Origin of the sequence: Roseateles toxinivorans (assembly GCF_004362525.1) — a bacterium.
Lineage (GTDB): Bacteria > Pseudomonadota > Gammaproteobacteria > Burkholderiales > Burkholderiaceae_C > Paucibacter > Paucibacter toxinivorans.
The window spans coordinates 104,674-129,413 of the sequence record NZ_SNXS01000004.1 but is presented as its reverse complement, the minus strand read 5'-3'; the positions used below and the strand labels follow the sequence as shown (position 1 = coordinate 129,413).

Below are 24,740 nucleotides of genomic sequence, written 5' to 3'. Positions count from 1 at the left end.
CGTTCAGGAACGGCCCAAGCTTCAGCCCGCAGTGGCCGGCCCCCCGCTCCCTCTGCCGCACCAACACAGCGAGGCGCCAAGCATCGGCAAACAGTGAAGACTCGATCAGTTTCATCTCAATCATCCCGCGTGCCCAACAGACCCTTGGGCCTGAAGATCAGTATCAAGACCAGCAGCAGGTAGGGCAGGATGGGCGCCACCTGGGCCAGCGTCAGTTTGAGGACCGGATAGCCCGGCGTGTCCTGGGTCACCATCCAACCCAGCGAACGTGCCAGGGTGGCCAGCGAGCCATCGACCGTCAGCGGCAGAGTCTGCAGCAGGCCGATCAGGATCGAGCCGACGAAGGCCCCCGACAGCGAGCCCATGCCGCCGACCACGACGACGACAAAGATGATGGGCCCGACCAGCACCGCCATCGAGGGCTCGGTGACGAAGGTGATGCCACCGATGACACCAGCCAACGCGGCCAGCGCACAGCCGCTGCCGAACACCAGCATGAACACCCGCGGCACGTTGTGGCCCAGCGCCTCGGTCATTTCCGGGTGGCTCAGCGCCGCCTGTATCACCAGGCCGATGCGGGTGCGCGTCAGCAGCAGCCACAGCGCCACCAGCATCAGCAGGGCCACCAGCATCATGAAGGCGCGGGTGGCCGGGAAGGTGGAGCAGACGACCTGGATCGCCGCGTCGGCCGGGCGGCAGACCTCGGCCGGGGCGGCGCCCAGCATCAGGCGCAGGCCGTCGGCCGACGACTGGATGATGGTGAAGGCCGAGCCCTGCAGGGCGGGCGGCGGCGGAAAGGTCAGCGACGAGCGGCCCCAGATCAGCTGCACCAACTCCAGGATCACATAGGTCAGGCCGAAGGTGATCAACAACTCGGGCACGTGGCCGAACTTGTGCACCCGGCGCAGCGCCAGACGCTCGAAGCCGGCACCCAGCAGGCCGACGATCAGCGGCGCCAGCAGCAGCGCCAGCCAGAAATTCATGATGCCCACCAGCGCATAGGCAACGTAGGCGCCCAGCATGTAGAAGCTGGCATGGGCGAAGTTCAGCACACCCATCATGCTGAAGATCAGCGTCAGGCCCGAGCTGAGCATGAACAGCAGCAGCCCTGAGCTGAGTCCGTTCAAGACATTGATGACGATCTGGTCCAAATCCTACCCCTCCTACCCCCACCACAGAAAAAAACGGGCCCGGCGAAGTTGCCTCCGACGGGCCCGGGCACCCCTCACGGGCGCTTCAAAGGCATCAGGTGGGACGCTTCATCTGGCAGGAGGTCGGCGTGCTCGAGACATAGGACTCGAAGGTCTTCACCGGCACCAGGGTGTAGCCGGTGTTCTCGGGGCTGTACGGGTACTTGGCATCGGCTTTCTGCCACACCGTCAGGAACAGCGGCTGCTGCAGCTGGTGGTCGGCCTTGCGCATCTCGACCTCGCCGTTGAAGCTCTGCGCCTTCAGGCCTTCCAGCGCCGCGGCCACCTTGACCGGGTCGGTGGACTTGGCCTTGACGAAGGCCTGGTTCAACAGGGTGTAGGCGTGGATCACGCTGCCGGTGTAGAAGTCGTCATTGAACTTCTGCTTGAACTCGGTCATCCACTTGCCCATCTCGCCACCCATGTTGTAGTGGCTGTAGGCGATCTGGTAGACGCGGCCGGCTCCGTTGGCACCCAACGCCGTCGGTGTGCCGGTGACGCCGGTGTAGTAGGTGTAAAACTTGGCGTTCAGGCCTGACTCATTGGCGGCCTTGATCAGCAGCGACAGGTCCGAACCCCAGTTGCCGGTGATCACCGAATCGGCGCCCGAGGCCTTGATCTTGGCTACATAGGGGGCGAAGTCGCGCACCGAGGCCAGCGGATGCAGATCCTCACCGACGACCTGCACATCCGGACGCTTGCGCGCCAGCAGCTCCTTGGCAAAGCGCGCCACCTGATGGCCGTGGGCATAGTTCTGGTTCAGCAGGAAGACCTTCTTGACCTCGGGCTGGTCCTTGATGAATGTGGTCAGTGCCTCCATCTTCATCGAGGTGTCGGCGTCGAGGCGGAAGTGCCAGTAGCTGCATTTGCTGTTGGTCAGATCGGGATCCACGGCCGAGTGATTCAGGTAGATCACTTCCTTGCCGGGGTTGCGCTCGTTGTGCTTGTTGACGGCGTCGATGATGGCCGTGGCCGCACCCGAGCCATTGCCCTGGGTGACATAGCGCACACCCTGGTCGATGGCCGACTTGAGCGCATTCAGGCTCTCGGCCGGGCTCAGCTTGTTGTCGATGCCGATGACTTCGTATTTCACACCGGCCGGGTTGTTCTGGCTGAACTTCTCGGCGAAGAACTGGAAGCTCTTCAGCTGGTTCTGGCCCACCGGCGCCATCAGGCCCGACAGCGGATCGATCCAGGCGATCTTGACGGTCTCCTTCAGGTTCACCGCAGGCGCGGCCGCCTTGGCCGGCGCCGCCGCCGGTTTGGCAGCCTGTGCCTGAGCTTGAGAGGCCATGCACAAGCCCAGGGCAAGGCCAAGACTCAGTGTCGAAATACGCAGCGTCATCATGCTTGTCTCCATGTTGTTCGGTATCCGCTCGACCTTAATGGATGGTCCGGCCCTTGGGTTTAGGGACTACCCGTGCAGCTTGTCGCAAACGGGACAGCCCCCCCCAAAATTCACAGCGTCGCCAGTCGGTGGTCCTTGAACTGCTCGCGCAGTTTCAGCTTCTGTATCTTGCCGGTGGCGGTGTGTGGAATCTCGGTGACGAAGACGACATCGTCCGGTATCTGCCACTTGGCGATGCGGCCCTCGAAGAAGGCCAACAACTCCTCGCTGGTGACCTGCGCATCGGGCTTCTTCACCACCACCAGCAGCGGCCGCTCGTCCCATTTCGGATGGCGGGCGGCGATGGCGGCCGCCTCGTGCACGGCCGGATGGGCCATGGCGATGTTCTCCAGATCGATCGAACTGATCCACTCGCCGCCGGACTTGATCACGTCCTTGCTGCGGTCGGTGATCTGCATGAAGCCGTCGGCGTCTATGGTGGCCACGTCGCCGGTCGGGAACCAGCCGCGCTTGCCTGGAATCTCGACCAGCGGCGACTCGTCGCGCTGGAAGTAGCGCTCTATCACCCAGGGCCCGCGCACGACCAGATTGCCCGAACTCTGCGCGTCCCAGGGCAGTTCCTTGCCATCGTCGTCGATCACGGTCATGTCCACGCCGTAGATCACCTTGCCCTGCTTCTGCAACAGCTGGGTCTGCTCGGCGGCACTCAGCTTGAGGTGTTTGGCCTTGAGCTTGGCCAAGGTGCCCAGCGGCGACATTTCGGTCATGCCCCAGGCGTGGATCACCTCGACGCCGAAGTCCTCCTGCAAGGTCTTCATCATTGCCGGAGGGCAGGCCGAGCCGCCGATGACGGTGCGCTTGAAACTGCTGAACTTCAGGCCGTTGGCCTTCATATAGGTCAGCAGGCCCAACCATACCGTTGGCACGCCGGCGCTGAAGCTGACCTGCTCACCCTCGAACAGCTCGTACAGCGACTTGCCGTCCAGGTGCGGGCCGGGGAACACCAGCTTGGCGCCGACCAGCGCCCCGCTGTAGGGCAGGCCCCAGGCGTTGACGTGGAACATCGGCACCACCGGCAGAATCACGTCCTTGGCCGAGCAGTCCATCGCATCGGGCAGGGCCGAGCCGAAGGCGTGCAGCAGGGTCGAGCGGTGGCTGTAGACGGCGCCCTTGGGATGGCCGGTCGTGCCCGAGGTGTAGCAGATCGACGATGCAGTGTTCTCGTCGAACTCGGGCCACTGGTAGTGGCCATCTTCGGCTTCGACCAGTTCGTCAAAACACAGCAGATCCGGTATGACGCTGGCGGCCGGCATATGGGCGCGATCCGTCATCAGCACGAAGTGGCGCACGGTCGGCAACTGGGCGGCGATCTTCTCCACGAGGGGCAGGAAGCTCAGGTCGAAGAAGAGCACCTTGTCGGCCGCGTCATTGGCGATCCAGACGATCTGCTCCGGGAACAGCCGCGGATTGATGGTGTGGCAAACCAGCTCCGACCCCGAGCTGCCGTAGTAGATCTCCAGGTGACGGTAGCCGTTCCAGGCCAGCGTGCCGACGCGGTCGCCGGCCTCACAGCCGAGCCGGGCCAGCGCCTGGGCCAGCTTGCGCGAGCGCAGTTCGGCGTCTTTCCAGGTGTAGCGGTGAAGATCGCCCTCGTTGCGCTTGCTGACGATCTCCGTGTCGGCCGCGTGGCGCGCCGCATGGGTGATCAAGGACGATATGAGCAGCGGCATCTGCATCATCTGACCCATCAAGGCTGGCATTGCTTGTCTCCTGTTGCTGGTGTGTTCAGTTCAGTTTACCCCTGCAATTCACGGGTCAAAGTCACCCTCGTTACACTGCGACGATGCTTGCCGACACCGGTCTGACGCGACCCGAAACAGCGCCCGAAGTTCCCTCGCCTCCCGCCTGGTCGCAACGCATTGCAGCGCTCGGCAACCGCTTCTACACCGAGTTGCCGCCCAGCCCCGCCCCCGCCCCACACTGGGTGGCGCGCAGCGAGGCCTGCGCGCAGACATTGGGCTGGGCCGCGGACTGGTGGCAGCAACCCGGCGCGCTGGAGGTCGTCAGCGGCAATGCGCTGTGGCCGGGCATGCGGCCACTGGCCAGCGTCTACAGCGGCCACCAGTTCGGCGTCTGGGCCGGCCAGCTGGGTGATGGCCGGGCGCTGAGCCTCGGTGAAACGATGACGCCCCAGGGCCTGTGGGATGTGCAGCTCAAGGGCGCGGGCCTGACGCCCTACTCCCGCATGGGCGATGGCCGCGCCGTGCTGCGCTCGTCGATCCGTGAATTCCTCTGCTCCGAGGCCATGCACGCCCTGGGTATACCGACCACCCGGGCGCTGTGCATCACCGGCTCGCACTTGGGCGTGCGCCGCGAGGAGATGGAGACGGCGGCCATCGTCACCCGCGTCGCGCCGAGCTTTCTGCGCTTCGGTCATTTCGAGCACTTCGCCCATATCGCCAATGACGACCAGCACGCCGCGCTGCGCGAGCTGGCCGACTTCATGATTCAGCACCACGCACCCGAATGCCTGGCCGCCGAGAATCCCAATCTGGCCTTGCTGGAGAAAGTGGCCCGCCAGACCGCCGAACTGATGGCGGCCTGGCAGTCGGTGGGTTTCTGCCATGGCGTGATGAATACCGACAATATGTCGATGTTGGGCCTGACCCTGGATTACGGCCCCTTCGGTTTTCTGGACGCCTTCGACCCCGGCCATGTCTGCAACCACTCCGACAACCAGGGCCGCTACGCCTACGCCCGCCAGCCCAATGTCGCGTTCTGGAATCTGCATGCATTGGCCCAGGCCATGCTGCCTCTGTTGAATGACTTGAACGACGGCAGCGAGGCGGCCATCGCCGCGCTGGAACCCTACAAGACAGTCTTCCCCGAGGCGCTGATGCGCCGCATGCGCGCCAAGCTGGGCCTGGCCACCGAGCTGGATGCCGACCGCGCGCTGGTCGATGACCTGCTGCGACTGATGGCCGCCGCCCGCGCCGATTTCACGATCACCTTCCGCCGCCTGTCCCGATTCGACGCCGACGATGAGGCCAGCCGCCGCGCCGTGCGCGATCTGTTCCTCGACCGCGATGCCTTCGACGCCTGGGCGCTGCGCTACCAGGACCGGCTGGCGCAGGAGCGCTCGGTGCCCGCCGAGCGCCACGCGCGGATGCTGGCCACCAATCCGGCCGTGGTCCTGCGCAACCACCTGGCCGAGCAGGCCATACGCCAGGCCCGCGATGGTGATTTCAGCGAGGTCGAACGCCTGCTGAAAGTTCTGGCGTCCCCGTACGACGAACCTGCAGTGGCCGCCGACGCGGCCTTCCCGCCCGACTGGGCCCAACATCTGGAGGTCTCCTGTTCATCATGAGCGACGACAGCAAGTACCCGGTCAAGAAGACCGACGAGCAATGGCGTGCCGAGCTTGACCCCATGCAATACCAGGTGGCCCGCCACGCCGCCACCGAGCGCGCCTTCACCGGCAAGTATTGGGATCATTTCGAGGCCGGCCACTACAACTGCGTGGGCTGCGGCACGCCGCTGTTCGAGGCCGACACCAAGTTCGATGCCGGCTGCGGCTGGCCCAGCTACTGGGCGCCGGTGAACAGCGCCGTGGTCGAGAGGGTGATCGACAAGGCCCATGGCATGGTGCGGGTCGAGGTGCGTTGCAATAACTGCGGCTCGCACCTGGGCCATGTCTTCCCCGACGGGCCCGAGCCGACCGGCGAGCGCTTCTGCATCAACTCGGCTGCGATAGACTTCGCGCCCAAGGCTTGATACACCAGCGCCCGGGCTGGCGCGATTGAACCAAATACGCCGCCTGACATCAGATGGCGCTGCTCCCTGCCGTGCCCGACCTCGCCCATGAAAATCCTGCTCGACTTCCTGCCGCTGATACTGTTTTTTGCGACCTTCAAGTTCGCCGAAGGCTCGGCGGACGCAGCGGCGGCCTTTGCCAGCCAGCATTTCGGCTTTCTGGTGAAGGGCGGTGTCGTCGGCGCCAGCGAGGCGCCGGTGCTGCTGGCCACCCTGGTGGTGATTGCCGCCACCCTGACCCAGGTGCTGGTGCTCAAGCTGATGCGCCGCAAGGTCGACACAATGCTGTGGATCAGCCTGGTGCTGGTGGTCGTGCTGGGTGGCGCCACCGTCTGGTTCCACAACGAGACCTTCATCAAGTGGAAGCCCAGCGGCCTGTACTGGGCCATGGCCCTGACCTTCTGGGTCAGCGCCCGCTTCTTCGGCAAGAACCTGATCCAGGCCATGATGGGCAAGGAGCTGCCCCTGCCCGACGCCATCTGGCAGCGCCTGAACTGGGCCTGGATAGGCTTCTTCGCCTTCATGGGTGTGCTCAATCTGCTGGTGGCCTACAACTTCAGCACCTCCACCTGGGCCAGCTTCAAGGTTTTCGGCACGACCGGGCTGATCCTTTTGTTCACCATCGCCCAGGGCCTCTACCTCAGCCCCCATCTGAAGGAAGAGACGCCGCCCGAAGGTGCCGCGAAGGATGCCACGCCATGAGCACGACACACGCCGGCGTTGAAGCCATACGCGAGCGCCTGGCCCTGGCCTTCGGCGAGCAGGGCCTGGAGGTACGGGACGACAGCCACCTCCATGCCGGCCACGCCGGTGCCCGCGAGGGCGGCCATTACACGGTGCGCCTGGTCAGCGAACGCTTCGCCGGCCTGTCAAGAGTGGCCCGCCATCGCCTCGTATATGATGCCCTCCGTGAATTGATGCACCAAGGCATACATGCGCTCGTCATCGACGCCCGCACGCCTCAGGAGTGCTGACGTTTTCAAGTCTTCCCAAACCGTCAATTTGCCCACAGCCGCCTTGCGCGGTGTCGAATGTCCCGGCAGGAACTGCCGGTCGAGTCTGTTGAAAGGCCACACCCCCATGAAGAAGATCGTCCTGACCGCCCTGCTGGCGGCCGCGTCCGCTGCCCTGCTGCCCATCTCGGCCAGCGCGCAGAACATTGCGACCGTGAACGGCAAGGCCGTGCCGAAGTCGCGTGCGGACACGCTGATTCAGCAAGTCACACGCAACGGCCAGCAGCAGCGCACGCCCGAAATGGAAGCGCAGGTGCGCGATGAAGTCGTGCTGCGCGAGATCTTCATGCAGGAAGCCGAGAAGCGCGGCATCCCCGCCAGCGCAGACTACAAGGCCCAGATGGAGCTGGCTCGCCAGAGCCTGCTGATACGCGAGCTGTTCGAAGACTTCGGCAAGAAGAACCCGGTCACCGACGCTGAAGCCAAGGCCGAGTACGACAAGGTCAAGGCCCAGGCCAGCGGCAGCGAGTACCGCGCACGCCACATCCTGGTCGAGAAGGAAGAAGACGCCAAGACCCTGATCGCCCAGATCAAGGCCGGCGCCAAGTTCGAAGACCTGGCCAAGAAGTCGTCCAAGGACACCGGTTCGGCCGAAAACGGCGGTGACCTGGACTGGGCCAATGCCAACAGCTATGTGCCCGAGTTCAGCCAGGCACTGACGCAGCTGACCAAGGGCCAGATGACCGAGACCCCGGTCAAGACCCAGTTCGGCTTCCACGTCATCCGCCTGGAAGACACGCGCGAAGCCCAGTTCCCCGGCTTCGAGGAAGTCAAGCCCCAGATCCAGCAGCGCATGGCCCAGCAAAAGCTGGCCAAGTTCCGCGACGAGCTGAAGGACAAGGCGAAGACGGACTACAAGTTCTCGCGCTAAGTCCAGACTTGCGCCAATGAGAAAGCCTCCCGCGGGAGGCTTTTTTCATGGCGCCAGGTCTTGCCTGTCCGTCCTTATCGGGGGACGCCGCCGCGCTGCGCCTCGGCCCGTGCAATCAGCCGGCTGACCCGAGACACCGAAAGGCCCAGGCCATCAGCCATTGCCGTCATGCTCAGGCCCCCCTCGGTATAGGCACGCAGCAGGCCCTGCTCGCGGCTGTCGCTGTCCTTGATCCACTGCGCCACGCCGGTCTTGCCGTTCCTGGCCTTGCCGCTCTTGCCTGCCGGCCGACCCTTGCCGGCGCCAGCCGTTGCCTGCATGCGCGCCACAAAGGCCTCGTCGCCCAGATAGATCTGGTGGCGCAGGGTGGCGTCCCAGAATTTGTCACCGTCAAACACCGCCAGCGAGGACTGGTACTTCTGCGCCGCCTTGCGCTGGTCCCCCGGCGTGCGCGCCTCGCGGCCCAGCACATAGCTCAGCAGGCCCTTGGTCTCCAGCCATGCGGGTGTGTCGGTCTGCAGGGTGTGGGCGGCGTGGCTGGACCAGGGCCAGTAGCCATCACCACGGGTCAGTCCGGCTCGCTTGGGCGCCGACTCTACATACTGGCAGGCCGAGAGCAGATGCTGATCGCGGTTCACCAGCACGCCCTTGAAGCGGCCCTGGAACACCGGGCCGTTCTTGCCGTGGCGCCGGTTGAAGGCCTGGGTGTAGACGCCGTTGATATGCCGCATCAACCGCGACAGATTGCCCTGGGCCGTGTAGAGCAGCAGCTGGTAGTGCTCACCCAGCAGACTGTAAGCCAGCACCTGGGCGTCGAAGCGCGCCATGCCCTGCTCAATCACCGACAGCAGGGACTGCCGATCCGCGTCGTCCATGAAGATCGCGGCATTCGCATGACCGCGGGAGGTCACGTGATAAACCGCGCCGGGGAATTCGATGCGTAGAGGGCGTGCCATGACTGCAATCTAGGCTCAAAATGAAAAAAAGACAAGACCTGGCCCGGCACCTGATCCCGAAAGAATCTGGAGTGAAAACCCGCAGTCAAAACCGGCGCAATACCGGTGGAGACCTGGCCCCCCGGCCTGCGGCAGCAAGCCCCGGTCAGAAGCCGCGCAGCGGCAGCGCTCCGTCCCGTTGCAGCCAGTTGCGCGGCGAGTAGCGGGTGCGCGCGTCGGTCACATGCAGGGTGTAGGCATGGCGCGAGACCGGCGACAGGTTGGGCGCGCTGTAGTGGGGCAGCAGGCCGTGGAAGCACACCAGGGTACCGGCCTTGACCTCCACCGGCACGGCCAGGCTGTCGTCCGGCCAGGGCGTGGCGTCCAGCTTCAGCAGCTCGGTCTTGTCGCCGTCGCGCACGAACAGCTCGCGCAGCACGCCGCGCGCCCCCTGCTGGCCGCCCGGCTCCACCCACAGGCAGCCGTTGTCGCGGGTGGCGTCTTCCAGCGCAAACCAGAAGGTGGTCACGCTCATCGGATCAGTGTCGAAATAGGTCGCGTCCTGGTGCCAGCGCACCTCGCCGCCGATGCCTGGCTGCTTGAAGATGTACATCGACTGCCAGATCTGCGGCTGCCCCAGACCCAGATCACGGGCCAGCGCGGCCAGCTCGGGGCCGTGGGAGAAGGCGTCGAACACCGGGTCCAGATCGTGCAGCGCGTGGCCGATCTTGTTGATCGACAGGGCCTTGGCCTGGCCGAGGCGCCCCTGGGCATCGAAGGCTTTCTCCTCGAAGAAGCAGCGCATCTTGTCGCCGGAGCCCAGGAAGTAGCTGTCGTCCTGGCGCTTGGTCTCGTCGGTGGTGAAGATGCTCTTCTGCTCGCCCGGGTCGAAGGCCTCGACGATGGCCTGGGCCCGTTCGCGCAGCGCGGCCACTTCGTGAGCCGACTTGAAGCCGGGCATGACCAGGTAGCCGTCTTGTTGGAACTGCTGTTGTTGCGCCGCGCTGAGCATGCCGAGGTCTCCGTCTGTATGTGAGAAGTTCAGTTTAGTCGCGCTCGATCAGCACCTGCTGGCGGCGGCGGTCTATCTCCAGACGCAAGACATCGGGCCGGGCGTAGTGGCCGCTGGGGTCGAAGTTCTGGCGTTCCTCGCGCACCCGGGCCAGATCCAGCTGGGCGACGATCAAGGTCTCCACGTCCGCCACCGGTTCGACCAGCCACTGTCCGTCCGGCCCGGCGATGCAGGAGCCGCCATTGGCCGAGGTCTCGGGCAGCACCTCGCGCAGCAGGGCCGCCTCGGGGATGTGATCCGGCACATCGCCGCGCCGCATCAGGCCGCTGACGGCCAGCGAAAAGCTGCGGCCCTCGCGGGCAATGTGGCGGGTCAGATCGATGATGTTGCGCACATTGCCCGGCCACAGCGCCACATGAAGGTCCTCCCCTTGCGCCTGCAGCGCGGCGCGCGGCAGCGGCATCCAGTTCTCCCAGCAGTTCAGGCCACCGGCGCGGAAAGGGCCGACGTCGAAGGTGCGCAGGCCTGCGCCATCGCCGGTGGCCCAGACCAGACGCTCCTCGAAGGTGGGCATCAGCTTGCGGTGCACATTGCGCACCTCGCCCTGCGGATCGATCCAGACCATCGAACAATAGACGCTGTGGCCCCGCGCGGCGGGCTGCTCCATCACACCCAGCAGCACCCAGCACTTCGCCGCCCGGGCGGCGGCGCACAGCGGCGCCAGGTCGCCGCGCTCGATGCGCACCGCCTGCTCGGCATAGTGGGCATAGAAGCGCTTTTGCAGCGCCGACTCGAAGCGCGCGCCATCGGTCAGCTCGACCCAGAAGGGATAGCCCGGCAGCAGCGCCTCGCCAAAGGCCACCAACTGGCAGCCCTCGCGGCCGGCACGGGCCACCCAGTCCACCATCTTGGCCAGCGTCGCCGCGCGGTCCAGCCAGATGGGCGCTATCTGGGCCAGGCCCACGGTCAACACGCTTGAAATCATTTCTATCTCCCTGAGCAAAAGTGATCGCCATTTGTAGCTCCCGCGCCCGACCGGCGCTTGCAGAATCCTGCGCAAATGGCCCCGGCTGCCCGGCAGCGCGCCGAAACAGCGAAAATACCGCCTTGAGCGCTGCCCTTCCACGGCCCGCCGCTCCCCGCTACCGGTATTTGCATGACGACGCCCCACACCCTTTTTTCCGCCGCCAGCGGCTTTGAATCGGCCGCCCAGGTCACCCTGCTGCCGGTCGGTCACCGCTCGCGCGGCCTGCATGGCCACAGCTATCTGGCCACCGTGCGCGCCGATCTGTCGGCCGGCTGGGCGCCCTTCCCCGGCGGCGAGGTCGAGGCCCTGCGCGCCCGCCTTGAAGAGTGCCTGGCGCCGCTGGACTACCAGCTGCTGAACAACACCATTGCCCAGCCCACCGACGAGAACATCGCCCGCTGGATCCGTGAACGGCTGGACGTGCCCGGCATCGCCCAGATCGGCATCCAGAGCACGGCCCATTCGGGCGTCGATCTGGACGCCGCAGGCATGGCCCACGTCTGGCGCCGCTACCGCTTCCAGGCCGCCCATCGCCTGCCCCAGGTGCCGCTGGGCCACAAATGCGGACGCATGCATGGCCATGGCTTCGAGGTCATCGTCCATGCGAATCAGGACCTGGGCACACGCGATCTTTCGATTGACTACGACCATCTCGACGAGGTCTGGGCGCCGCTGCACCACCAGCTGAACTACCAGTGCCTGAACGACATAGCCGGCCTGGACAACCCGACCAGCGAGGTCATCTCCAGCTGGCTGTGGCAGCGGCTGAAGCCGCAGCTGCCCGAGCTGTCCTGGGTCACCGTCTATGAAACCGGCTCCTGCGGCGCCAACTTCGATGGCGAGAGCTACCGCATCTGGAAGGAGCTGACGCTGGACAGCGCGATTCAGCTCAAGCGAGCCCCCGACGGCAGCGCCCTGCGCAGCATCCACGGCCACACCTACACCCTGCGCCTGCACCTGAGCGCGCCGCTGGACACGGTGATGGGCTGGACCGTCGATTTCGGCGATGTGAAGACGCTGTTCGACCCCATCTTCAAGGCCATAGACCACCGGCCGCTGTACGAGATCGCAGACATGGCCGACGGCGACACCGCCAGCATCGCCGCCTGGATACTGGAGAAGGCCCGCGCCCAGCTGCCGCAGCTGGACCGCGTGGACCTGTATGAAACACGCGGCTGCGGCGCTATCGTCAGCGCTGCCTCGGAGGGGCCGGCACTGCCGGTTTGAGCATGAGTTACGCAGTCAAGGAAATGTTCTTCACCCTGCAAGGTGAAGGCGCCCAGGCCGGCCGCGCGTCGGTGTTCTGCCGCTTTGCCGGCTGCAATCTGTGGAGCGGCCGCGAGCAGGACCGCGCTACCGCCCCCTGCAACTTCTGCGACACCGATTTCGTCGGCATGGACGGCATCGGCGGCGGACGTTTTGCCACACCCGAGGCGCTGGCCCAGGCGGTGGCCGCACTGTGGCCGGCCGGTGCGGGCGGCAAGCCCTATGTCGTCTGCACCGGCGGTGAGCCGCTGCTGCAGCTGGACCAGGCGCTGGTCGATGCGCTACATGGAGTCGGCTTCGAGATCGCCGTCGAGACCAATGGCACGCAGCTACCGCCCAAGGGCCTGGACTGGATCTGCGTCAGCCCCAAGGCCGATACCGAGATCGTGCTGACCCAGGGCGACGAGCTGAAGCTGGTCTTCCCCCAGCCGCAGGCGCTGCCCGAGCGCTTCGAGGGGCTGAACTTCACCCATTTCTTCCTGCAACCGATGGACAGCGTCCTGCGCGCCGACAACACACGCCGCGCGGTCGAGTACTGCATGGCCCATCCGCAATGGCGCTTGAGTGTGCAGATGCACAAGGTCATCGGCATCGCCTGAGAGAGCATTCGGGGGAAACCCGGATAATCGGGCGATGACTATCGCCTTACAAGACACGTCCGCCGACGACTCCCTGGCCTTCAAGCGCCTGCCCTTGACGCCCGCCATGCTGGCCAATCTGGAGCAGCTGGGCTACTCGCAGATGACGCCCATCCAGGCCGCCAGCCTGCCCGCCGCACTCGCCGGCCAGGACCTGATCGCCCAGGCCAAGACCGGCAGCGGCAAGACGGCCGCCTTTGCGCTGGCCCTGCTGAACAAGCTGGATCTGCGCCGCTTCGAGGTCCAGGCGCTGGTGATGTGCCCGACCCGCGAGCTGGCCGACCAGGTGACCCAGGAGATCCGCCGCCTGGCCCGCGCCGAGGACAATATCAAGATCCTGACGCTGTGCGGCGGCTCGACGATGCGCCCGCAGATCGCCAGCCTGGAGCATGGCGCGCACATCGTCGTCGGCACGCCCGGCCGGCTGATGGACCATCTGGACCGCGGAACCCTCTCCTTAAGTGCGCTGAACACCCTGGTGCTCGACGAGGCTGACCGCATGCTGGACATGGGTTTCTTCGATGACATCGTCACCGTCGCCAAGCAGTGCCCGAAGACGCGCCAGACCCTGCTGTTCTCGGCCACCTACCCCGAGGGCATCGCCAATCTGAGCAAGCAGTTCCTGCGCAACCCGCTGGAGGTCAAGCTGACCACCCAGCATTCAGCCAGCAAGATCCGCCAGCGCTTCTACGAGGTCACCGAGGAGCAGCGCCTGCATGCGGTGTCGCTGCTGCTGGCCCACTACCGGCCGGCCAGCACGCTGGCCTTCTGCAACACCAAGCAGCAATGCCGCGATCTGGTCGACGTGCTGGAGGCCCAGGGTTACAAGGCGCTGGCCCTGCATGGCGATCTGGAGCAGCGCGATCGCGACCAGGTGCTGATCCAGTTCGCCAATCGCAGCATCTCGGTGCTGGTGGCCACCGACGTCGCCGCCCGCGGCCTGGACATCGCCCAGCTGGAGGCGGTGATCAATGTGGACATCACGCCCGACATCGAGGTGCACACCCACCGCATCGGCCGCACCGGCCGCGCCGACGAGGACGGCTGGGCTTTCAGCCTGGCCAGCCTCGACGAGATGGGGCGCGTGGGCAATATCGAAAAGATGCAGGGCCAGGAATCGAAGTGGCACCAGCTCAGTGAGCTGACCCCCGCCAGCAGCGAACCGCTGTTGCCGGCGATGGAGACGCTGCAGATCCTCGGCGGCCGCAAGGAGAAGATACGCCCCGGCGACGTGCTGGGTGCGCTGACCGGCGAGGCCGGCTACACCGCAGCCCAGGTCGGCAAGATCAATATCACCGAGTTCCACACCTATGTGGCGGTGGCCCGTGATATCGCCGCCGAGGCGGTGCGCAAGCTGTCGGCGGGCAAGGTCAAGGGCAAGAAAGTCAAAGTCAGATTGCTCGAAGAGTTGACACGCTGATCACAGGCAGAATAAGCCCAGCATTGCGGGGAGCTAGTCTTGGATACAACACGTGTGGTGTGGGTTGCCACCTCCGACACGGGCGCCGAACTGGCGCCTTTGTTGGAGGCGCTGGGGGCGCTGGGTCTCAGTGCCAGGTCTTGCCTGCCGGGTGACTCCTGGCAGCTCAAGGCCGAGTTGCGCGTGCTGCCGGCCTATGCCTTTGCCGGCCCGGACGAGTTGCAGGCCGAGTATCTGCAGGACACCCGCCCCACCCTGGTGCTGACCAGCGCCGAGGCGCAGGAGCTGAGCGTGCTGGGCTATCTGTCCGAGCACGACGATCTGGCGCCGTTCACCCCGCGCGCCGACCTGCTGGCGCTGCGGCTAGAGCGGTTGGCCCGGCGTGCCAGCCAGGTCAAGCGCGCCGCGCCGCCCCAGACCGATGCACTGACCGGCCTGCCCAACCGCGAGCGCTTCGACGCCGAGCTGACGCAATGTCTGGTCAACTTGTCGGCCGACGTACACAAGGCCGCGGTCTTTCTCGATCTGGACCAGTTCAGCCAGGTCAACGAGCAATATGGCCGCCTGGGCGGCGATCTGGTGCTGGTGCAGATGGCCATGCTCTTGGGCAGCGAGCTGGCACCCAGCGACCTGCTGGCCCGCGTTGGCGCCGACAAATTCGTCTGCCTCTTGAGCCGCTATGACCGCGCCACCCTGCTGGCCGATGCTCGGCTGCTGGTTCAGCGCATTGCCCAGCACCAGTTCATGATCGACGCCCATGCGGCCGAGGGTGCGGCACCCACCCATCTGTCGCTGACGGCCAGCGCCGGCCTGGCCTTTCTGGCGCCGGGCGCACCCGCGCCGGAGCTGTGGCGCCAGCTGGACGTGGCCGTGTTCGAGGCCAAGACGGCCGGCCGCAACCGGCTGGAGGTCTATGCCGCGCCAGTGGGCATACGCCCGCTGGGCAGCACCCCGCAGGAGCAGGCCCAGCTGCAGCACCTGCTGAACGTGACCAAGGTGGTGTCCGAACGGATGGATCAGTTGCTGAAGCCGGTTGGCCCGAATGCCGGCGACGCGGTGCTGCGCGAAAGCTACCAGGACCCGCTGACGCAGCTCAACAACCGCCGCTATTTCGATCTGCGCCTGGAGCGCGAGTTCGGCAGCGCGCGCAAGCACGGCCGGCCGCTGAGCCTGGCCTGGATGGACATCAGCCATCTGCATGACCTGAACCAGCGCTATGGCTGGGCGGCGGGCGACAAGGCCCTGCAGCACTTTGCCGAGCTGGCTCAGGGCAGCATCCGCCTGGTGGACTGGCTGGCCCGCGTCAGCGGCCAGGAGTTCTGCCTGGTCATGCCCGACACCGATCTGGCCGAGGGTCGGCAGGTGGCCGAGCGCATACGTGCCAAGCTGCAGGCCGGCACTTTGAATGCCCCCGACGGCCGCCCCGTCACCTTGACGCTCAGCCTGGGCGTGGCCCAGATCGACGATGCCCTGCAGCAGCCCGAAGAATTGATCGCCCTGGCGCAGAGCGCGCTGCGGCATGACAAGGCCGGCGCCTGAGCGCACGGCCCCTCTACATATCCGGAGATCCCGCTTGTTTGCCTGGTTTGAAAAACTCGTTCACCCCTATCCGGACGCCCCGCCGCAAACGCCCCCCAAGGGCTTTTTTGCTTTCTTGTGGGCGGCGACTCGCGGCCTGAGGCCCTTCATCCTCGGCATGACGCTGTGCACCGTGGTGATCGGCGCCTTCGAGGCGTTGCTGTTCAGCATGATGGGCAAGATCGTCGATTGGCTGGGCAAGGTCGAGCCGGCCCAGCTGTGGGCGCAGGAGCGTGACAGCCTCTTGCTGCTGGCCGCCATCCTGTTCGTCAGCCCGCTGATCGTGGCCGTGCAGACTCTGCTCAAACACCAGGCGCTGGCGGCCAATTTCCCCATGCTGCTGCGCTGGAACTTCCACCGCCTGATGCTCAGCCAGAGCATGAGCTTTTATCAGGACGAGTTCGCCGGCCGCGTCGCCACCAAGGTGATGCAGACGGCCCTGGCCGTGCGCGACACCTGGATGATCTTGGCCGACATCCTGGTCTTCGTGGTCATCTACTTCATCACCATGGTGGCCGTGGTCGGCAGCTTCGATCTGTGGCTGCTGGGCCCGTTCGCCGGCTGGCTGGTGCTGTATGTGGCGGCGCTGCGCTACTTCGTGCCGCGCCTGGGCAAGGTCGCCAAGAGCCAGGCCGACGCCCGCAGCCTGATGACCGGCCGCATCACCGATGCCTACACCAATATCGCCACCGTCAAGCTGTTCTCCCACGCGCAGCGCGAGGCTGGCTTTGCCCGCTCGGCGATGCAGGAGTTCATGCAGACGGCGCACGCGCAGATGCGCCTGGTCAGCGGCTTCGAGATCGTCAACCATGCCTTGAGCATGCTGCTGATCGCCAGCACCGCCGGCATCACGCTGTGGCTGTGGATTCAAGGTCAGGTCGGCGTCGGCGCAGTGGCCGCCGCAACGGCAATGGCCCTGCGGCTGAACGGCATCTCGCACTGGATCATGTGGGAATTCGCCGCGCTATTCGAGCACATCGGCACGGTGCAGGACGGCATCAACACGCTGGCCCGGCCCCATGCCGTCGTCGACCATCCCGGCGCCAAGCCGCTGCAGGTCAGCCGCGGCGAGATCCGTTTCGAGCAGGCCACCTTTGCCTATGGCGGCGAGAAGAAGGTCATCGACCATCTGAATCTGCACATCCGCCCCGGCGAGAAGATCGGCCTGGTCGGCCGCTCGGGCGCGGGCAAGTCCACCATCGTCAACCTGCTCCTGCGCTTTTATGACGTCGAGCAGGGCCGGGTGCTGATCGACGGGCAGAACATCAGCGAGGTCACGCAGGACAGCCTTCGCGCCCAGGTCGGCATGGTCACGCAGGACACCTCGCTGCTGCACCGTTCGGTGCGCGACAACATCCTCTACGGCCGGCCCGATGCCAGCGATGCCGACATGATCGCCGCGGCCGAGCGTGCCGAGGCGACCGACTTCATCCAGAGCCTGACCGACCCCAAGGGCCGCACCGCCTTTGACGCCCATGTCGGCGAGCGCGGCGTCAAGCTCTCGGGCGGCCAGCGTCAGCGCATCGCCATCGCCCGCGTGATGCTGAAGGACGCGCCGATACTGCTGCTTGACGAGGCCACCAGCGCGCTGGACTCCGAGGTCGAGGCCGCCATCCAAGCCAGCCTCTACAACCTGATGCAGGGCAAGACGGTGGTGGCGATCGCTCACCGGCTGTCCACCATCGCGGCGATGGACCGGCTGATCGTGCTCGACAAGGGTCGCATCGTCGAGGAGGGCGATCACCGCAGCCTGCTCGCCAAGGGCGGCCTGTACGCGCGGCTGTGGGCACATCAGAGCGGCGGCTTCCTCGGCGAAGAGGCCGATGACGACGAGTTGCTGGAGCCGGTCGCCCTGCCGGCCTGAGCAAAAAGAAAGCCCGCCAGGCTGCTTGCCTGGCGGGCTTGATGCTGCTCTGATCAGACCTTTACATTGAGGGCTAGATTCTGCTGGGTCTGCTGACCGGCCTCATTGGCATACACCGCACTGGCCTTGCGGCGTTCGTTCAACCGAGTTGCCTCGTTGCGGGCCTCGAGGCCGGCGGTATTGCGGGCCTGCACCGCCTCAGGCTTGGTTTCCTGGCTGCGCGGTGCCTGTGCCTGCGGCAGCTCGCGGTTGGCGCGGGCCGGCACTGCCGCTGCCGCCAACTGAGCCTGCGCGGCCACCTGGGCCGACACATCGGCACGCGGCTCTTCGCGGGCCACCTCGGCCTCTGCCGGAGGGCGGGTTTGCGACAGATTCTGCTCGGTGACCGTGGGCGCCACCAGGCTGGCGGCGCCGGCGGCCCCTTGAGCGGGCTGCCAGGGTGGCGGAGGGCCGACCCCTACAGGCCAGGGCACGCCTTCGATCAGGCTCAGCGGCTGGGCCACGCCCGAGCTTTGCGCACTCGACACGGCAGCGGCCTCTCCGCCCGAGCTTGAATCGGCGGCTGCAGCTGCGCCCGCCGCGTTGGCAGCCTGGCGTGCAGCATCCGAAATAGAAACCCGCAGCCCGTCCACGCGAGCAGAAGGCGCGGCCTCGGTGCGCGCAATGGCAACCGGGGGGCGCGTTTCTTCCTTGATGGTCCGCGTTGCGGGCAACGCTGTTACCGTGGGCGTGGCAGTAGCGGTCTGGTCAACTCTCATGGCGAGTACCTCCGTGTCACGATTTCGGCAGGGGTTTGCAGAACTTTAGTCTGCATAGACGTTTACACACAATTAATCAAGGCTGGGGTGAGCGCACAGCGGCCAGGCCCCGCCAGGCCAGCACCGCGGCCAGACCCATCAGCGCCACCATACCCCATAGTGCCAGGCGCGTGCCCCAGGCACTGGCCAGCATGCCGCCACCCAGTGCACCGGCCAAGGTGGCACCCTGGCCCAGGCTGCGCAAGCCGCCATCGACCCGGGCCAGCAGGCCTTCAGGCACCAGCGTCTGGCGCAGCGTGCGTTCGTGAATCTGGTGCACCGTCTGGCCGGCATCGCCGACGACTTGTTGCGTCACCAGCAGCGCCGCGGCCATCAGGCCCGCGCCGACGGCCAGCGGCGTGCAGGCCGCCCCCAGCGCGCACAACGCCAGCCCGGCCGCCATAGCCATCCCGCCACCGAGGCGCCGCCCCAGGCGGACGGCCAGGCTGGCACCCAGCAAGGCGCCAAGGCCACCGGTGGCGAAGATCAATCCCTGCTCGCCGGTGCTGAAGCCCAGCTCGCGGGTGACGAAGATCATGTAGCTGGTGCCGCCCAGGCTCATGGCCAGCGCCCCCAGCACCTCGATAACAGCTAGCAGGCGCAGTCGGGAATCGCTCCACAGCAGGGCCAGGCCGGCGGCGGTGTCGTCCCGCCATTGCCGCCAGACCGGGCCTTCTCGCGCTGCCTGAGCCGCGGCAGGCGCCTCGGGCAGACCGCGCAGGCACAGCGCCGAGGCCAGATAGCTCAGCGCGTCCACCAACAGCGCCAGCACCGCCCCCAGACCCTGGTACAGCCAGCCGCCCAGAGCAAAGGCCAGCGTCTCGGACAGGCTGGTGCCCACGGCCAGCTGGGCATTGGCTCGGGTCAGGTTCGCATCGGCGATACGCTGCGCCATCCAGGCCGAGCGGGCCATCTCGAAGGCCACGGTGAGCAGGCCGTTGGCAGCGGCAGCAGCGACCAGCAGGGGCAGATTCAGCTGTTGCAGCCAGGCAAGCGCACCCAGGCCGGCCAGCACGGCGGCGCGCAGCACATCGGTGACCAGCATCACCCGGCGCTTGCCTCGGGCATCGATCCAGGCCCCCAGCAGCAGGCCGCCCACCGCGCCGGCCAGCACATCGGCCACCAGCAGCCAACCCATTTGCAGCGGGGTGGCCGCCAGGGTCAAGGTGGCCAGCCAGGGAATCGCCAGCCGGCTGAGCATGGCGCCGAAATTCGACACCGACTCGGCGGCCAGTACACGGTGAAAGTCTTGGAAGCGATTGCCCATCTCGGCCCTGAAAGTAGCCGGCGGATTGTGCAGCAGGCGGGCCGGAGACAATGGCGGCATGTCCGAGACATCATCGTTGCACCGCGTACACATCGAGCCGTCGGCCATCGCCTTCGAGGTCGGCGAACAGGAAACGGTGTTGATCGCCGCGCTGGCGGCCGGCTGGCGCCTGCCCAGTTCCTGCCGCAACGGCACCTGCCGCAGCTGCATCTGCAGGCTGCGGACCGGGGAAATCAGCTATGTGATTGAGTGGCCGGGCCTCAGTGCCGAAGAGAAGGCCGAGGGCTGGATACTGCCCTGTGTGGCGATCGCACGCACCGATCTGGTGCTGGATCAGCCGGGGATGGTGTCGGTATTCGGTTGAGTCTTCAGGCCTCGATGTCGAGCAGGCTGCCCATCATCTTCTGCTCGGTCTGCAGGGTCAGCACATTGGCCTTGAAGGCGTAGCTGGCGACCATCTGCTGGACGAAGTCATTGGCCATGGTGTCGCCGGCGGGCTGGGCAGCCTGGCGCAGGCTGACGCTGACGCCGCCGGTTTCCTGGGCCTCTTGCACCACCTGCTGACGGCGGAAATTGGCCGTTTGCGCGTTGGCGATGTTGTGGGCCGTGACGCCCAGGCTGTACTGGGCGGCATTCAGGCCGGATCTGGCAATCGAAGAAATTGAACCCATGCTGCACCTCTTGACGTTCTATCGTCAGGAAATGCAGGGTGTTTAGCCCCCTGTTTCGGGGATCAGCAATCCTTACAACTGCTCACACGGTGCAACTTCGCCTACTTGAGGCCGAGCAGCTGGTCCTTGAGCTTCCAGTCGGCGGGCACCGGGCCCATCCAGATCCACATCAGGGCCTTGAAGAATTCGGGCTCCTTGAACGGCTCGCCCTGGACCTTGCCCTTGACGGTAAGCACCGTGCCGGTGCCCGGAATCCACTCGACGGTGAAGCTGTCGCCGGCGACCAGGTTCTTGTGATCGGCGAACATCTGGCCCAGGCGTATCAGGCCCGGGATCAGCGGGGCCATCGCGGCCTTGCCCATATTGTCTTCCATGCCCCGTGTCAGCAGCTTGCCCAGCTCGGCCGCGTCAATGCCGCGCAGCATGGTGATCGACAGGCGCTTGGGGCCTGGCAGGGCCACCACCTCATCGGGTGTGCTGACCTTCTTGCCCAGGTACAAACCAGCGGCATAGACCTTGAACGGCCCCTTGAAGCGGGTGCCCGCACCGTTGAGCAGCAGATTGCTGCCACGCATCTCGACTTGCTCGTCGAATTTGACACCATAGACATCGACCGGCGCACTCCAGGCGCTGCTTGCCAACACCATCGACATCAGGACCAGGGACAGGGTTTTCAACAGGGGTTTCATCGCACGCTCGCTAGTCAGCGCCCCACGATTGGGCGCCCGCCCGATTCTGGTGTCTATCCCCGACCCACGCATCAGGGTTTCCCGAGAGGCCATCCGGGGGGCGTGAATTCCTGTGCGATCAGGAGAAGTAGCGCAGCCTCAAGGCGTCAAAGCGGCCGTCGCGCCGCACCTTGTCGAGTCCCGCCTGCAGGCGGCGGCGCAGCGACTCCGGGGCTTCGGGCTGCAGGCCGAACCAGTAGGACTTGCTGGCGTCGTACTCCAGCACCTGGGTCAGCGTGACGAAGGGCAGTTGCAGCTGGCGCAGATTCCAGGCCGCCGCCCAGTCCAGCAGCACGATCAGCTCCATGCGGCCGGCCAGCAGCTTGCGCAGATTGGTGGCATCGTCGCGGGCCCATTCGATGTCATCGTCCGAGCGCAGGCCTTCGGCCAGCAACTGCTTGGCCGCCGCCGAATCGCGCACCACGCCGACACGGGCGCCGCGCAGCTGGCGCAGGCTGGTGATCTGCAGATCGGTACGGCTGGTCAGTTTGTAGATGACGATGCGGCGCTCGCTGATCGGCCCCACCCACTGGAATTGCGCCTCGCGCTCGGGCAGGCGGGTCAGCGAGAACAGCACGCTGTTGGGCGTCTGGCTGGCCGACTGCATCGCCCGCGTCCAGGGCTGGACCTCGATGTCCAGGCCAAGGCCCGCCTCGGCCGCCACCATGCGTAGCAACTCGACGCTGAAGCCGCGCGGCGTGTCCTCTTCCTGGTAGTTCAGGGGCGGCAGGTTCTCTGTGAAGCCGCGCAACCTGGGTTCGGGCTCGGCCGCCTGCAAGGGCAGGCCGCTGGCCAGGCCCGCGATCAGGGTTGTCAAGTCACGACGGTTCAACATGGCAAACGCTCAAAGTTTGATTTCGAGCTGCAGACCCACGGAACGCACCAGTCTGCGCTCGGTCTGGCTGCCCTGCTCATTGCCATTGGCATCAAGGTAGCTGCTGCTGCTCGAATCTTCCAGCGGCAGCAGATCGCGGGCCGACAGGCGCAGGCTCATCGTCGGCGAGAAGCGCCACTGGGCATAGGCGTCGAACTTGCGGCTGAGCCCTTGGGTATTGCGCTGCTCTATGCTTTGCTGCACCGCATAGGCAGGGGTGTAGGCCATGCTGCCACCGAAGCTGATAGGCAATGCCGTGGCCCGGTAGTCGAAACCCAGATTGACCGCATAGGGCTGCTGCGACTCCAGCCGGTTGTCCGGCCCCGGGATGCCAGCCACCTGGGAGCGGTAGAAACTCAGGCTGGCGCGCAGGTCCAGCGGCAGGCCGGCTTCGAAGGCGCTGGGAAACAACTCGCCGGCACGGCCCTTGGCCTCCATCTCGACGCCGCTGGTGCTGGCGCCGGTCAGATTGGTGGGTCGCGCCACCCAGCGCGGCACGGCCGCCCAGGACACCGTTTCCAACGTGGTGGCCGAGCGAATCAGCCCGTCGATGCGGCGGTGGAAGGCGCTGATGCTCAGCAGGCCACCGGCCTGCAGATACTTTTCAAACGCCAGGTCCAGGCCCAGGGCCAGCTCGGGCCGCAGATTCGGGTTACCGGTGCGATCCGGGCTGCTTTCGATATTGGACCCCGAGGTCGGGTAGAGATTGCTGTTGACGCTGGGCCGGCCCAGCAACTGGTTCAGATTGGGCGCGCGGTAGCTGCGGGTCAGGCTGGCGCGCAACACGTCGCGCCCCTTGCCGGGCTTGTAGGCCAGATGCAGCAAGGGCGTGACCACCTGGCTGCGGTTGCGTTGCTCGCCGCCAGGCTCCTTGGAGGCTGTGCTGATGGTCTCGGCGCGCAGGCCGGCATAGCCTGACCACTGGGCGTTGATGTCCCACTCGTCCTGAACGTAGGCCGCCAGACGGCTGATGTTGGATTTGAACGGCGCCTCGAAGCCGGGCAGTTGCTCGACGCCGTTGTCGAGCTGGCTGCGGCTGTCGTTGCGCTGGCGGTACTCGACCTCGGCGCCTATGGCCAGCGCATGGGCCTCCCACAGCGGGCGCTTGTACTTGGCCGAGGCGGTCAGCCCCTGCTCCTCGCTGTAGCTGCGGTTGTGCTGGTCCAGCACCGGCTGGCCGCCAGCGCCCCTGCCCTGCAGCTGGGAACCCGCATCGCGTGACCAACCCTGGCCGCCCAGGCGCAGTTCCAGGCTCTGGCTGTCGGCCAGATTGCGCGTCCAGTGCAGATTGCTGCGCAGCATCTGCCAGCGGCCCCAGCTGCGGTAGCGCTCGTCACGGCTCACGGGCCCCTGCCCCTGCTGCACTTCCACGACGTTGCTGCCGACGCTGGTCCAGTCATGGCGGTTGACGAAGGTCTGCCAACTCAGATTGTGGTTGTCGCCCAAACGCCAGGCCAGGCGGGGCGAGGCATTGAAGCCGCGGCCCTCGCCGTCATCCGTATAGCGTGCGGCCTGCACCAGCCGCCCACCCTGGGCATCCAGGCTCTGCGTCTGCACAGAAGTCTCGTTCAGACTGCGGCTTTGATAGGCCGACACTGGCAATGAGTAGCTGAGGTCGCCGCTCTTGTCGCCATAGGTGAAGTTGATCCAGGGTGTGACGCGGCCCTGGGCTGTGTTGAAGCCCCCCCGCCATTCGCGCTGACGGTTCTTCGGCGCCTCCTTGAGGATGATGTTGATCGTGCCGGCCACCGCCTGGGCGCTGTTCTCGGCCGTCGGGCCACGCGAAACCTCGATGCGCTCGATCTGCGAGGGGGACAGATTGTCGAGCGAGAAGCCGGGCGGTGCCGGCTCGCCATTGATCAAGATCAGCGTGAAGCCGGCGCCCAGGCCGCGCATGCGCGGCGCGCCGCCCTGCATATTGACGCCCGGCAGGCGCTTGAGCACATCGCTCATATTGGTGTCGCCGTAGCGGGTCAGCTCCTCGCGGCTGAAGACGATCTTGGCGGCGGTGGACTGGCGGCGCAGATCGTTGTCGCTGCGCTGGGCGGCCTGCACCTCGACTCGCTGCAGTTGCGTGGGCGCGGGCTCCTTCGGTTCGGACGGCTCGCTACGGGCCGCCTGCGCCAGCGCGGAGCCAAGGGGAAAGGCCGCGGCAAGACAGGCATGGCGCAAGAAAAAGGCAACAGTCATGACGGGGGCCCGTGCAAGACGCGCCAAGGTTTCAGAAACCGCGATTATCTTGAGAATGTCATGCATTGGCGTGACAAAGCCGATCAGACGGGCGACGGCCAGCGCGAGCGCAAGCCAAATGGGCAATAAGTCCGGCCAAAGTCCCTGCAAACCGGCCCATCTCTGCCGAGGCAGATAGCTGTAAACCCGTATTGCTGGGACAATAGAGGGTTGCACTCAGGCGTCGCCTGGGCCGCTG

General features: G+C 66.0%; 23 protein-coding genes. 11 read left to right on the top strand and 12 right to left on the bottom strand.

Going from position 1 to position 24,740, the window contains the following annotated elements; genetic code table 11:
• Positions 1 to 116: 116 nt before the first annotated feature.
• The 3 genes from DES47_RS15780 to DES47_RS15770 all read right to left on the bottom strand — a co-directional run bounded on the left by DES47_RS15780 (position 117) and on the right by DES47_RS15770 (position 4,298).
• Positions 117 to 1,094, bottom strand: coding sequence for a branched-chain amino acid ABC transporter permease (locus DES47_RS15780; protein WP_243748365.1), 978 nt, complete (start codon positions 1,092 to 1,094; stop codon positions 117 to 119).
• Between the two features lie 151 nt (positions 1,095 to 1,245).
• Positions 1,246 to 2,484 (bottom strand): branched-chain amino acid ABC transporter substrate-binding protein, encoded by a 1,239-nt coding sequence (locus tag DES47_RS15775; protein WP_133702158.1) that lies wholly within the window; start codon positions 2,482 to 2,484, stop codon positions 1,246 to 1,248.
• Between the two features lie 164 nt (positions 2,485 to 2,648).
• The gene (locus DES47_RS15770; RefSeq protein ID WP_279537338.1) at positions 2,649 to 4,298 is read right to left on the bottom strand and encodes a 3-(methylthio)propionyl-CoA ligase; all 1,650 of its coding nucleotides are present in this window, start codon (positions 4,296 to 4,298) and stop codon (positions 2,649 to 2,651) included.
• 83 nt (positions 4,299 to 4,381) lie between these two features.
• Here DES47_RS15770 and DES47_RS15765 point away from each other — a divergent pair, with 83 nt between their 5' ends.
• The 5 genes from DES47_RS15765 to DES47_RS15745 all read left to right on the top strand — a co-directional run bounded on the left by DES47_RS15765 (position 4,382) and on the right by DES47_RS15745 (position 8,235).
• Entirely contained in the window at positions 4,382 to 5,905 is a 1,524-nt protein-coding gene (locus tag DES47_RS15765; protein ID WP_133701701.1) for a protein adenylyltransferase SelO, read from the top strand.
• A complete protein-coding gene (msrB, locus tag DES47_RS15760) occupies positions 5,902 to 6,312 on the top strand; it encodes a peptide-methionine (R)-S-oxide reductase MsrB (RefSeq protein WP_133701700.1) in 411 nt (136 codons plus the stop codon). The genes DES47_RS15765 and msrB overlap by 4 nt, the downstream gene beginning before the upstream one ends.
• A gap of 87 nt (positions 6,313 to 6,399) precedes the next feature.
• The gene (locus DES47_RS15755) at positions 6,400 to 7,053 is read left to right on the top strand and encodes a septation protein A (protein ID WP_133701699.1); all 654 of its coding nucleotides are present in this window, start codon (positions 6,400 to 6,402) and stop codon (positions 7,051 to 7,053) included.
• Positions 7,050 to 7,325 carry a BolA family protein gene (locus DES47_RS15750; protein WP_133701698.1) on the top strand — a complete coding sequence of 92 codons (276 nt, stop codon included), beginning with the start codon at positions 7,050 to 7,052 and terminating at the stop codon, positions 7,323 to 7,325. The genes DES47_RS15755 and DES47_RS15750 overlap by 4 nt, the downstream gene beginning before the upstream one ends.
• Before the next feature lie 106 nt (positions 7,326 to 7,431).
• The gene (locus DES47_RS15745; RefSeq protein ID WP_133701697.1) at positions 7,432 to 8,235 is read left to right on the top strand and encodes a peptidylprolyl isomerase; all 804 of its coding nucleotides are present in this window, start codon (positions 7,432 to 7,434) and stop codon (positions 8,233 to 8,235) included.
• 74 nt (positions 8,236 to 8,309) lie between these two features.
• On the opposite strand, the gene DES47_RS15740 is transcribed toward DES47_RS15745, so the two are convergent.
• The 3 genes from DES47_RS15740 to DES47_RS15730 all read right to left on the bottom strand — a co-directional run bounded on the left by DES47_RS15740 (position 8,310) and on the right by DES47_RS15730 (position 11,167).
• Positions 8,310 to 9,191, bottom strand: a complete 882-nt coding sequence (locus DES47_RS15740; protein WP_133701696.1) for a transposase — start codon at positions 9,189 to 9,191, stop codon at positions 8,310 to 8,312.
• Positions 9,192 to 9,336: 145 nt separating this feature from the next.
• Positions 9,337 to 10,182, bottom strand: coding sequence for a phytanoyl-CoA dioxygenase family protein (locus tag DES47_RS15735; RefSeq protein WP_133701695.1), 846 nt, complete (start codon positions 10,180 to 10,182; stop codon positions 9,337 to 9,339).
• A gap of 34 nt (positions 10,183 to 10,216) precedes the next feature.
• Positions 10,217 to 11,167 carry a carbon-nitrogen hydrolase family protein gene (locus DES47_RS15730; RefSeq protein ID WP_133701694.1) on the bottom strand — a complete coding sequence of 317 codons (951 nt, stop codon included), beginning with the start codon at positions 11,165 to 11,167 and terminating at the stop codon, positions 10,217 to 10,219.
• Positions 11,168 to 11,338: 171 nt separating this feature from the next.
• Here DES47_RS15730 and DES47_RS15725 point away from each other — a divergent pair, with 171 nt between their 5' ends.
• The 5 genes from DES47_RS15725 to DES47_RS15705 are packed head-to-tail and all read left to right on the top strand — an operon-like array spanning position 11,339 to position 17,975.
• Positions 11,339 to 12,436: a 6-carboxytetrahydropterin synthase gene (locus DES47_RS15725; protein WP_133701693.1), complete on the top strand. Its 1,098-nt coding sequence runs from the start codon at positions 11,339 to 11,341 to the stop codon at positions 12,434 to 12,436.
• A 2-nt stretch (positions 12,437 to 12,438) separates the two neighbouring features.
• The gene (gene queE, locus DES47_RS15720; protein ID WP_133701692.1) at positions 12,439 to 13,074 is read left to right on the top strand and encodes a 7-carboxy-7-deazaguanine synthase; all 636 of its coding nucleotides are present in this window, start codon (positions 12,439 to 12,441) and stop codon (positions 13,072 to 13,074) included.
• A gap of 34 nt (positions 13,075 to 13,108) precedes the next feature.
• Positions 13,109 to 14,533, top strand: coding sequence for an ATP-dependent RNA helicase DbpA (dbpA, locus tag DES47_RS15715; RefSeq protein ID WP_133701691.1), 1,425 nt, complete (start codon positions 13,109 to 13,111; stop codon positions 14,531 to 14,533).
• A gap of 39 nt (positions 14,534 to 14,572) precedes the next feature.
• Positions 14,573 to 16,072, top strand: coding sequence for a diguanylate cyclase domain-containing protein (locus tag DES47_RS15710; protein ID WP_133701690.1), 1,500 nt, complete (start codon positions 14,573 to 14,575; stop codon positions 16,070 to 16,072).
• Positions 16,073 to 16,106: 34 nt separating this feature from the next.
• Positions 16,107 to 17,975 carry an ABC transporter ATP-binding protein gene (locus DES47_RS15705; protein WP_133701689.1) on the top strand — a complete coding sequence of 623 codons (1,869 nt, stop codon included), beginning with the start codon at positions 16,107 to 16,109 and terminating at the stop codon, positions 17,973 to 17,975.
• A gap of 53 nt (positions 17,976 to 18,028) precedes the next feature.
• Here DES47_RS15705 and DES47_RS15700 read toward each other — a convergent pair whose 3' ends face one another.
• Together DES47_RS15700 and DES47_RS15695 are read right to left on the bottom strand one after the other, a co-directional pair.
• The gene (locus tag DES47_RS15700) at positions 18,029 to 18,502 is read right to left on the bottom strand and encodes a hypothetical protein (protein ID WP_166652028.1); all 474 of its coding nucleotides are present in this window, start codon (positions 18,500 to 18,502) and stop codon (positions 18,029 to 18,031) included.
• A gap of 307 nt (positions 18,503 to 18,809) precedes the next feature.
• The gene (locus DES47_RS15695) at positions 18,810 to 20,099 is read right to left on the bottom strand and encodes an MFS transporter (protein ID WP_166652027.1); all 1,290 of its coding nucleotides are present in this window, start codon (positions 20,097 to 20,099) and stop codon (positions 18,810 to 18,812) included.
• Here DES47_RS15695 and DES47_RS15690 point away from each other — a divergent pair.
• Positions 20,098 to 20,403 carry a 2Fe-2S iron-sulfur cluster-binding protein gene (locus DES47_RS15690; RefSeq protein WP_133701686.1) on the top strand — a complete coding sequence of 102 codons (306 nt, stop codon included), beginning with the start codon at positions 20,098 to 20,100 and terminating at the stop codon, positions 20,401 to 20,403. The genes DES47_RS15695 and DES47_RS15690 overlap by 2 nt on opposite strands.
• A gap of 4 nt (positions 20,404 to 20,407) precedes the next feature.
• On the opposite strand, the gene DES47_RS15685 is transcribed toward DES47_RS15690, so the two are convergent.
• The 4 genes from DES47_RS15685 to DES47_RS15670 form a co-directional block, all read right to left on the bottom strand.
• Positions 20,408 to 20,710: a flagellar basal body protein gene (locus tag DES47_RS15685; RefSeq protein ID WP_133701685.1), complete on the bottom strand. Its 303-nt coding sequence runs from the start codon at positions 20,708 to 20,710 to the stop codon at positions 20,408 to 20,410.
• Between the two features lie 101 nt (positions 20,711 to 20,811).
• A complete protein-coding gene (locus tag DES47_RS15680) occupies positions 20,812 to 21,363 on the bottom strand; it encodes a chalcone isomerase family protein (RefSeq protein ID WP_425057454.1) in 552 nt (183 codons plus the stop codon).
• Between the two features lie 154 nt (positions 21,364 to 21,517).
• On the bottom strand, positions 21,518 to 22,273 hold the full coding sequence (locus DES47_RS15675) for a substrate-binding periplasmic protein (RefSeq protein WP_133701683.1): 756 nt from the start codon (positions 22,271 to 22,273) through the stop codon (positions 21,518 to 21,520).
• A 9-nt stretch (positions 22,274 to 22,282) separates the two neighbouring features.
• Positions 22,283 to 24,502 (bottom strand): TonB-dependent receptor plug domain-containing protein, encoded by a 2,220-nt coding sequence (locus DES47_RS15670; RefSeq protein ID WP_166652025.1) that lies wholly within the window; start codon positions 24,500 to 24,502, stop codon positions 22,283 to 22,285.
• Between the last annotated feature and the right edge of the window lie 238 nt (positions 24,503 to 24,740).

Bases quoted from the DNA above. Each gene is read 5' to 3' on its own strand.
- DES47_RS15780 (WP_243748365.1), bottom strand. From the start codon at position 1,094: ATGCTCAGCTCGGGCCTGACGCTGATCTTCAGCATGATGGGTGTGCTG.
- DES47_RS15775 (WP_133702158.1), bottom strand. From the start codon at position 2,484: ATGGCCTCTCAAGCTCAGGCACAGGCTGCCAAACCGGCGGCGGCGCCG.
- DES47_RS15770 (WP_279537338.1), bottom strand. From the start codon at position 4,298: ATGCCAGCCTTGATGGGTCAGATGATGCAGATGCCGCTGCTCATATCG.
- DES47_RS15765 (WP_133701701.1), top strand. From the start codon at position 4,382: ATGCTTGCCGACACCGGTCTGACGCGACCCGAAACAGCGCCCGAAGTT.
- msrB (WP_133701700.1), top strand. From the start codon at position 5,902: ATGAGCGACGACAGCAAGTACCCGGTCAAGAAGACCGACGAGCAATGG.
- DES47_RS15755 (WP_133701699.1), top strand. From the start codon at position 6,400: ATGAAAATCCTGCTCGACTTCCTGCCGCTGATACTGTTTTTTGCGACC.
- DES47_RS15750 (WP_133701698.1), top strand. From the start codon at position 7,050: ATGAGCACGACACACGCCGGCGTTGAAGCCATACGCGAGCGCCTGGCC.
- DES47_RS15745 (WP_133701697.1), top strand. From the start codon at position 7,432: ATGAAGAAGATCGTCCTGACCGCCCTGCTGGCGGCCGCGTCCGCTGCC.
- DES47_RS15740 (WP_133701696.1), bottom strand. From the start codon at position 9,191: ATGGCACGCCCTCTACGCATCGAATTCCCCGGCGCGGTTTATCACGTG.
- DES47_RS15735 (WP_133701695.1), bottom strand. From the start codon at position 10,182: ATGCTCAGCGCGGCGCAACAACAGCAGTTCCAACAAGACGGCTACCTG.
- DES47_RS15730 (WP_133701694.1), bottom strand. From the start codon at position 11,167: ATGATTTCAAGCGTGTTGACCGTGGGCCTGGCCCAGATAGCGCCCATC.
- DES47_RS15725 (WP_133701693.1), top strand. From the start codon at position 11,339: ATGACGACGCCCCACACCCTTTTTTCCGCCGCCAGCGGCTTTGAATCG.
- queE (WP_133701692.1), top strand. From the start codon at position 12,439: ATGAGTTACGCAGTCAAGGAAATGTTCTTCACCCTGCAAGGTGAAGGC.
- dbpA (WP_133701691.1), top strand. From the start codon at position 13,109: ATGACTATCGCCTTACAAGACACGTCCGCCGACGACTCCCTGGCCTTC.
- DES47_RS15690 (WP_133701686.1), top strand. From the start codon at position 20,098: ATGTCCGAGACATCATCGTTGCACCGCGTACACATCGAGCCGTCGGCC.
- DES47_RS15695 (WP_166652027.1), bottom strand. From the start codon at position 20,099: ATGCCGCCATTGTCTCCGGCCCGCCTGCTGCACAATCCGCCGGCTACT.
- DES47_RS15685 (WP_133701685.1), bottom strand. From the start codon at position 20,710: ATGGGTTCAATTTCTTCGATTGCCAGATCCGGCCTGAATGCCGCCCAG.
- DES47_RS15680 (WP_425057454.1), bottom strand. From the start codon at position 21,363: ATGTCGATGGTGTTGGCAAGCAGCGCCTGGAGTGCGCCGGTCGATGTC.
- DES47_RS15675 (WP_133701683.1), bottom strand. From the start codon at position 22,273: ATGTTGAACCGTCGTGACTTGACAACCCTGATCGCGGGCCTGGCCAGC.
- DES47_RS15670 (WP_166652025.1), bottom strand. From the start codon at position 24,502: ATGACTGTTGCCTTTTTCTTGCGCCATGCCTGTCTTGCCGCGGCCTTT.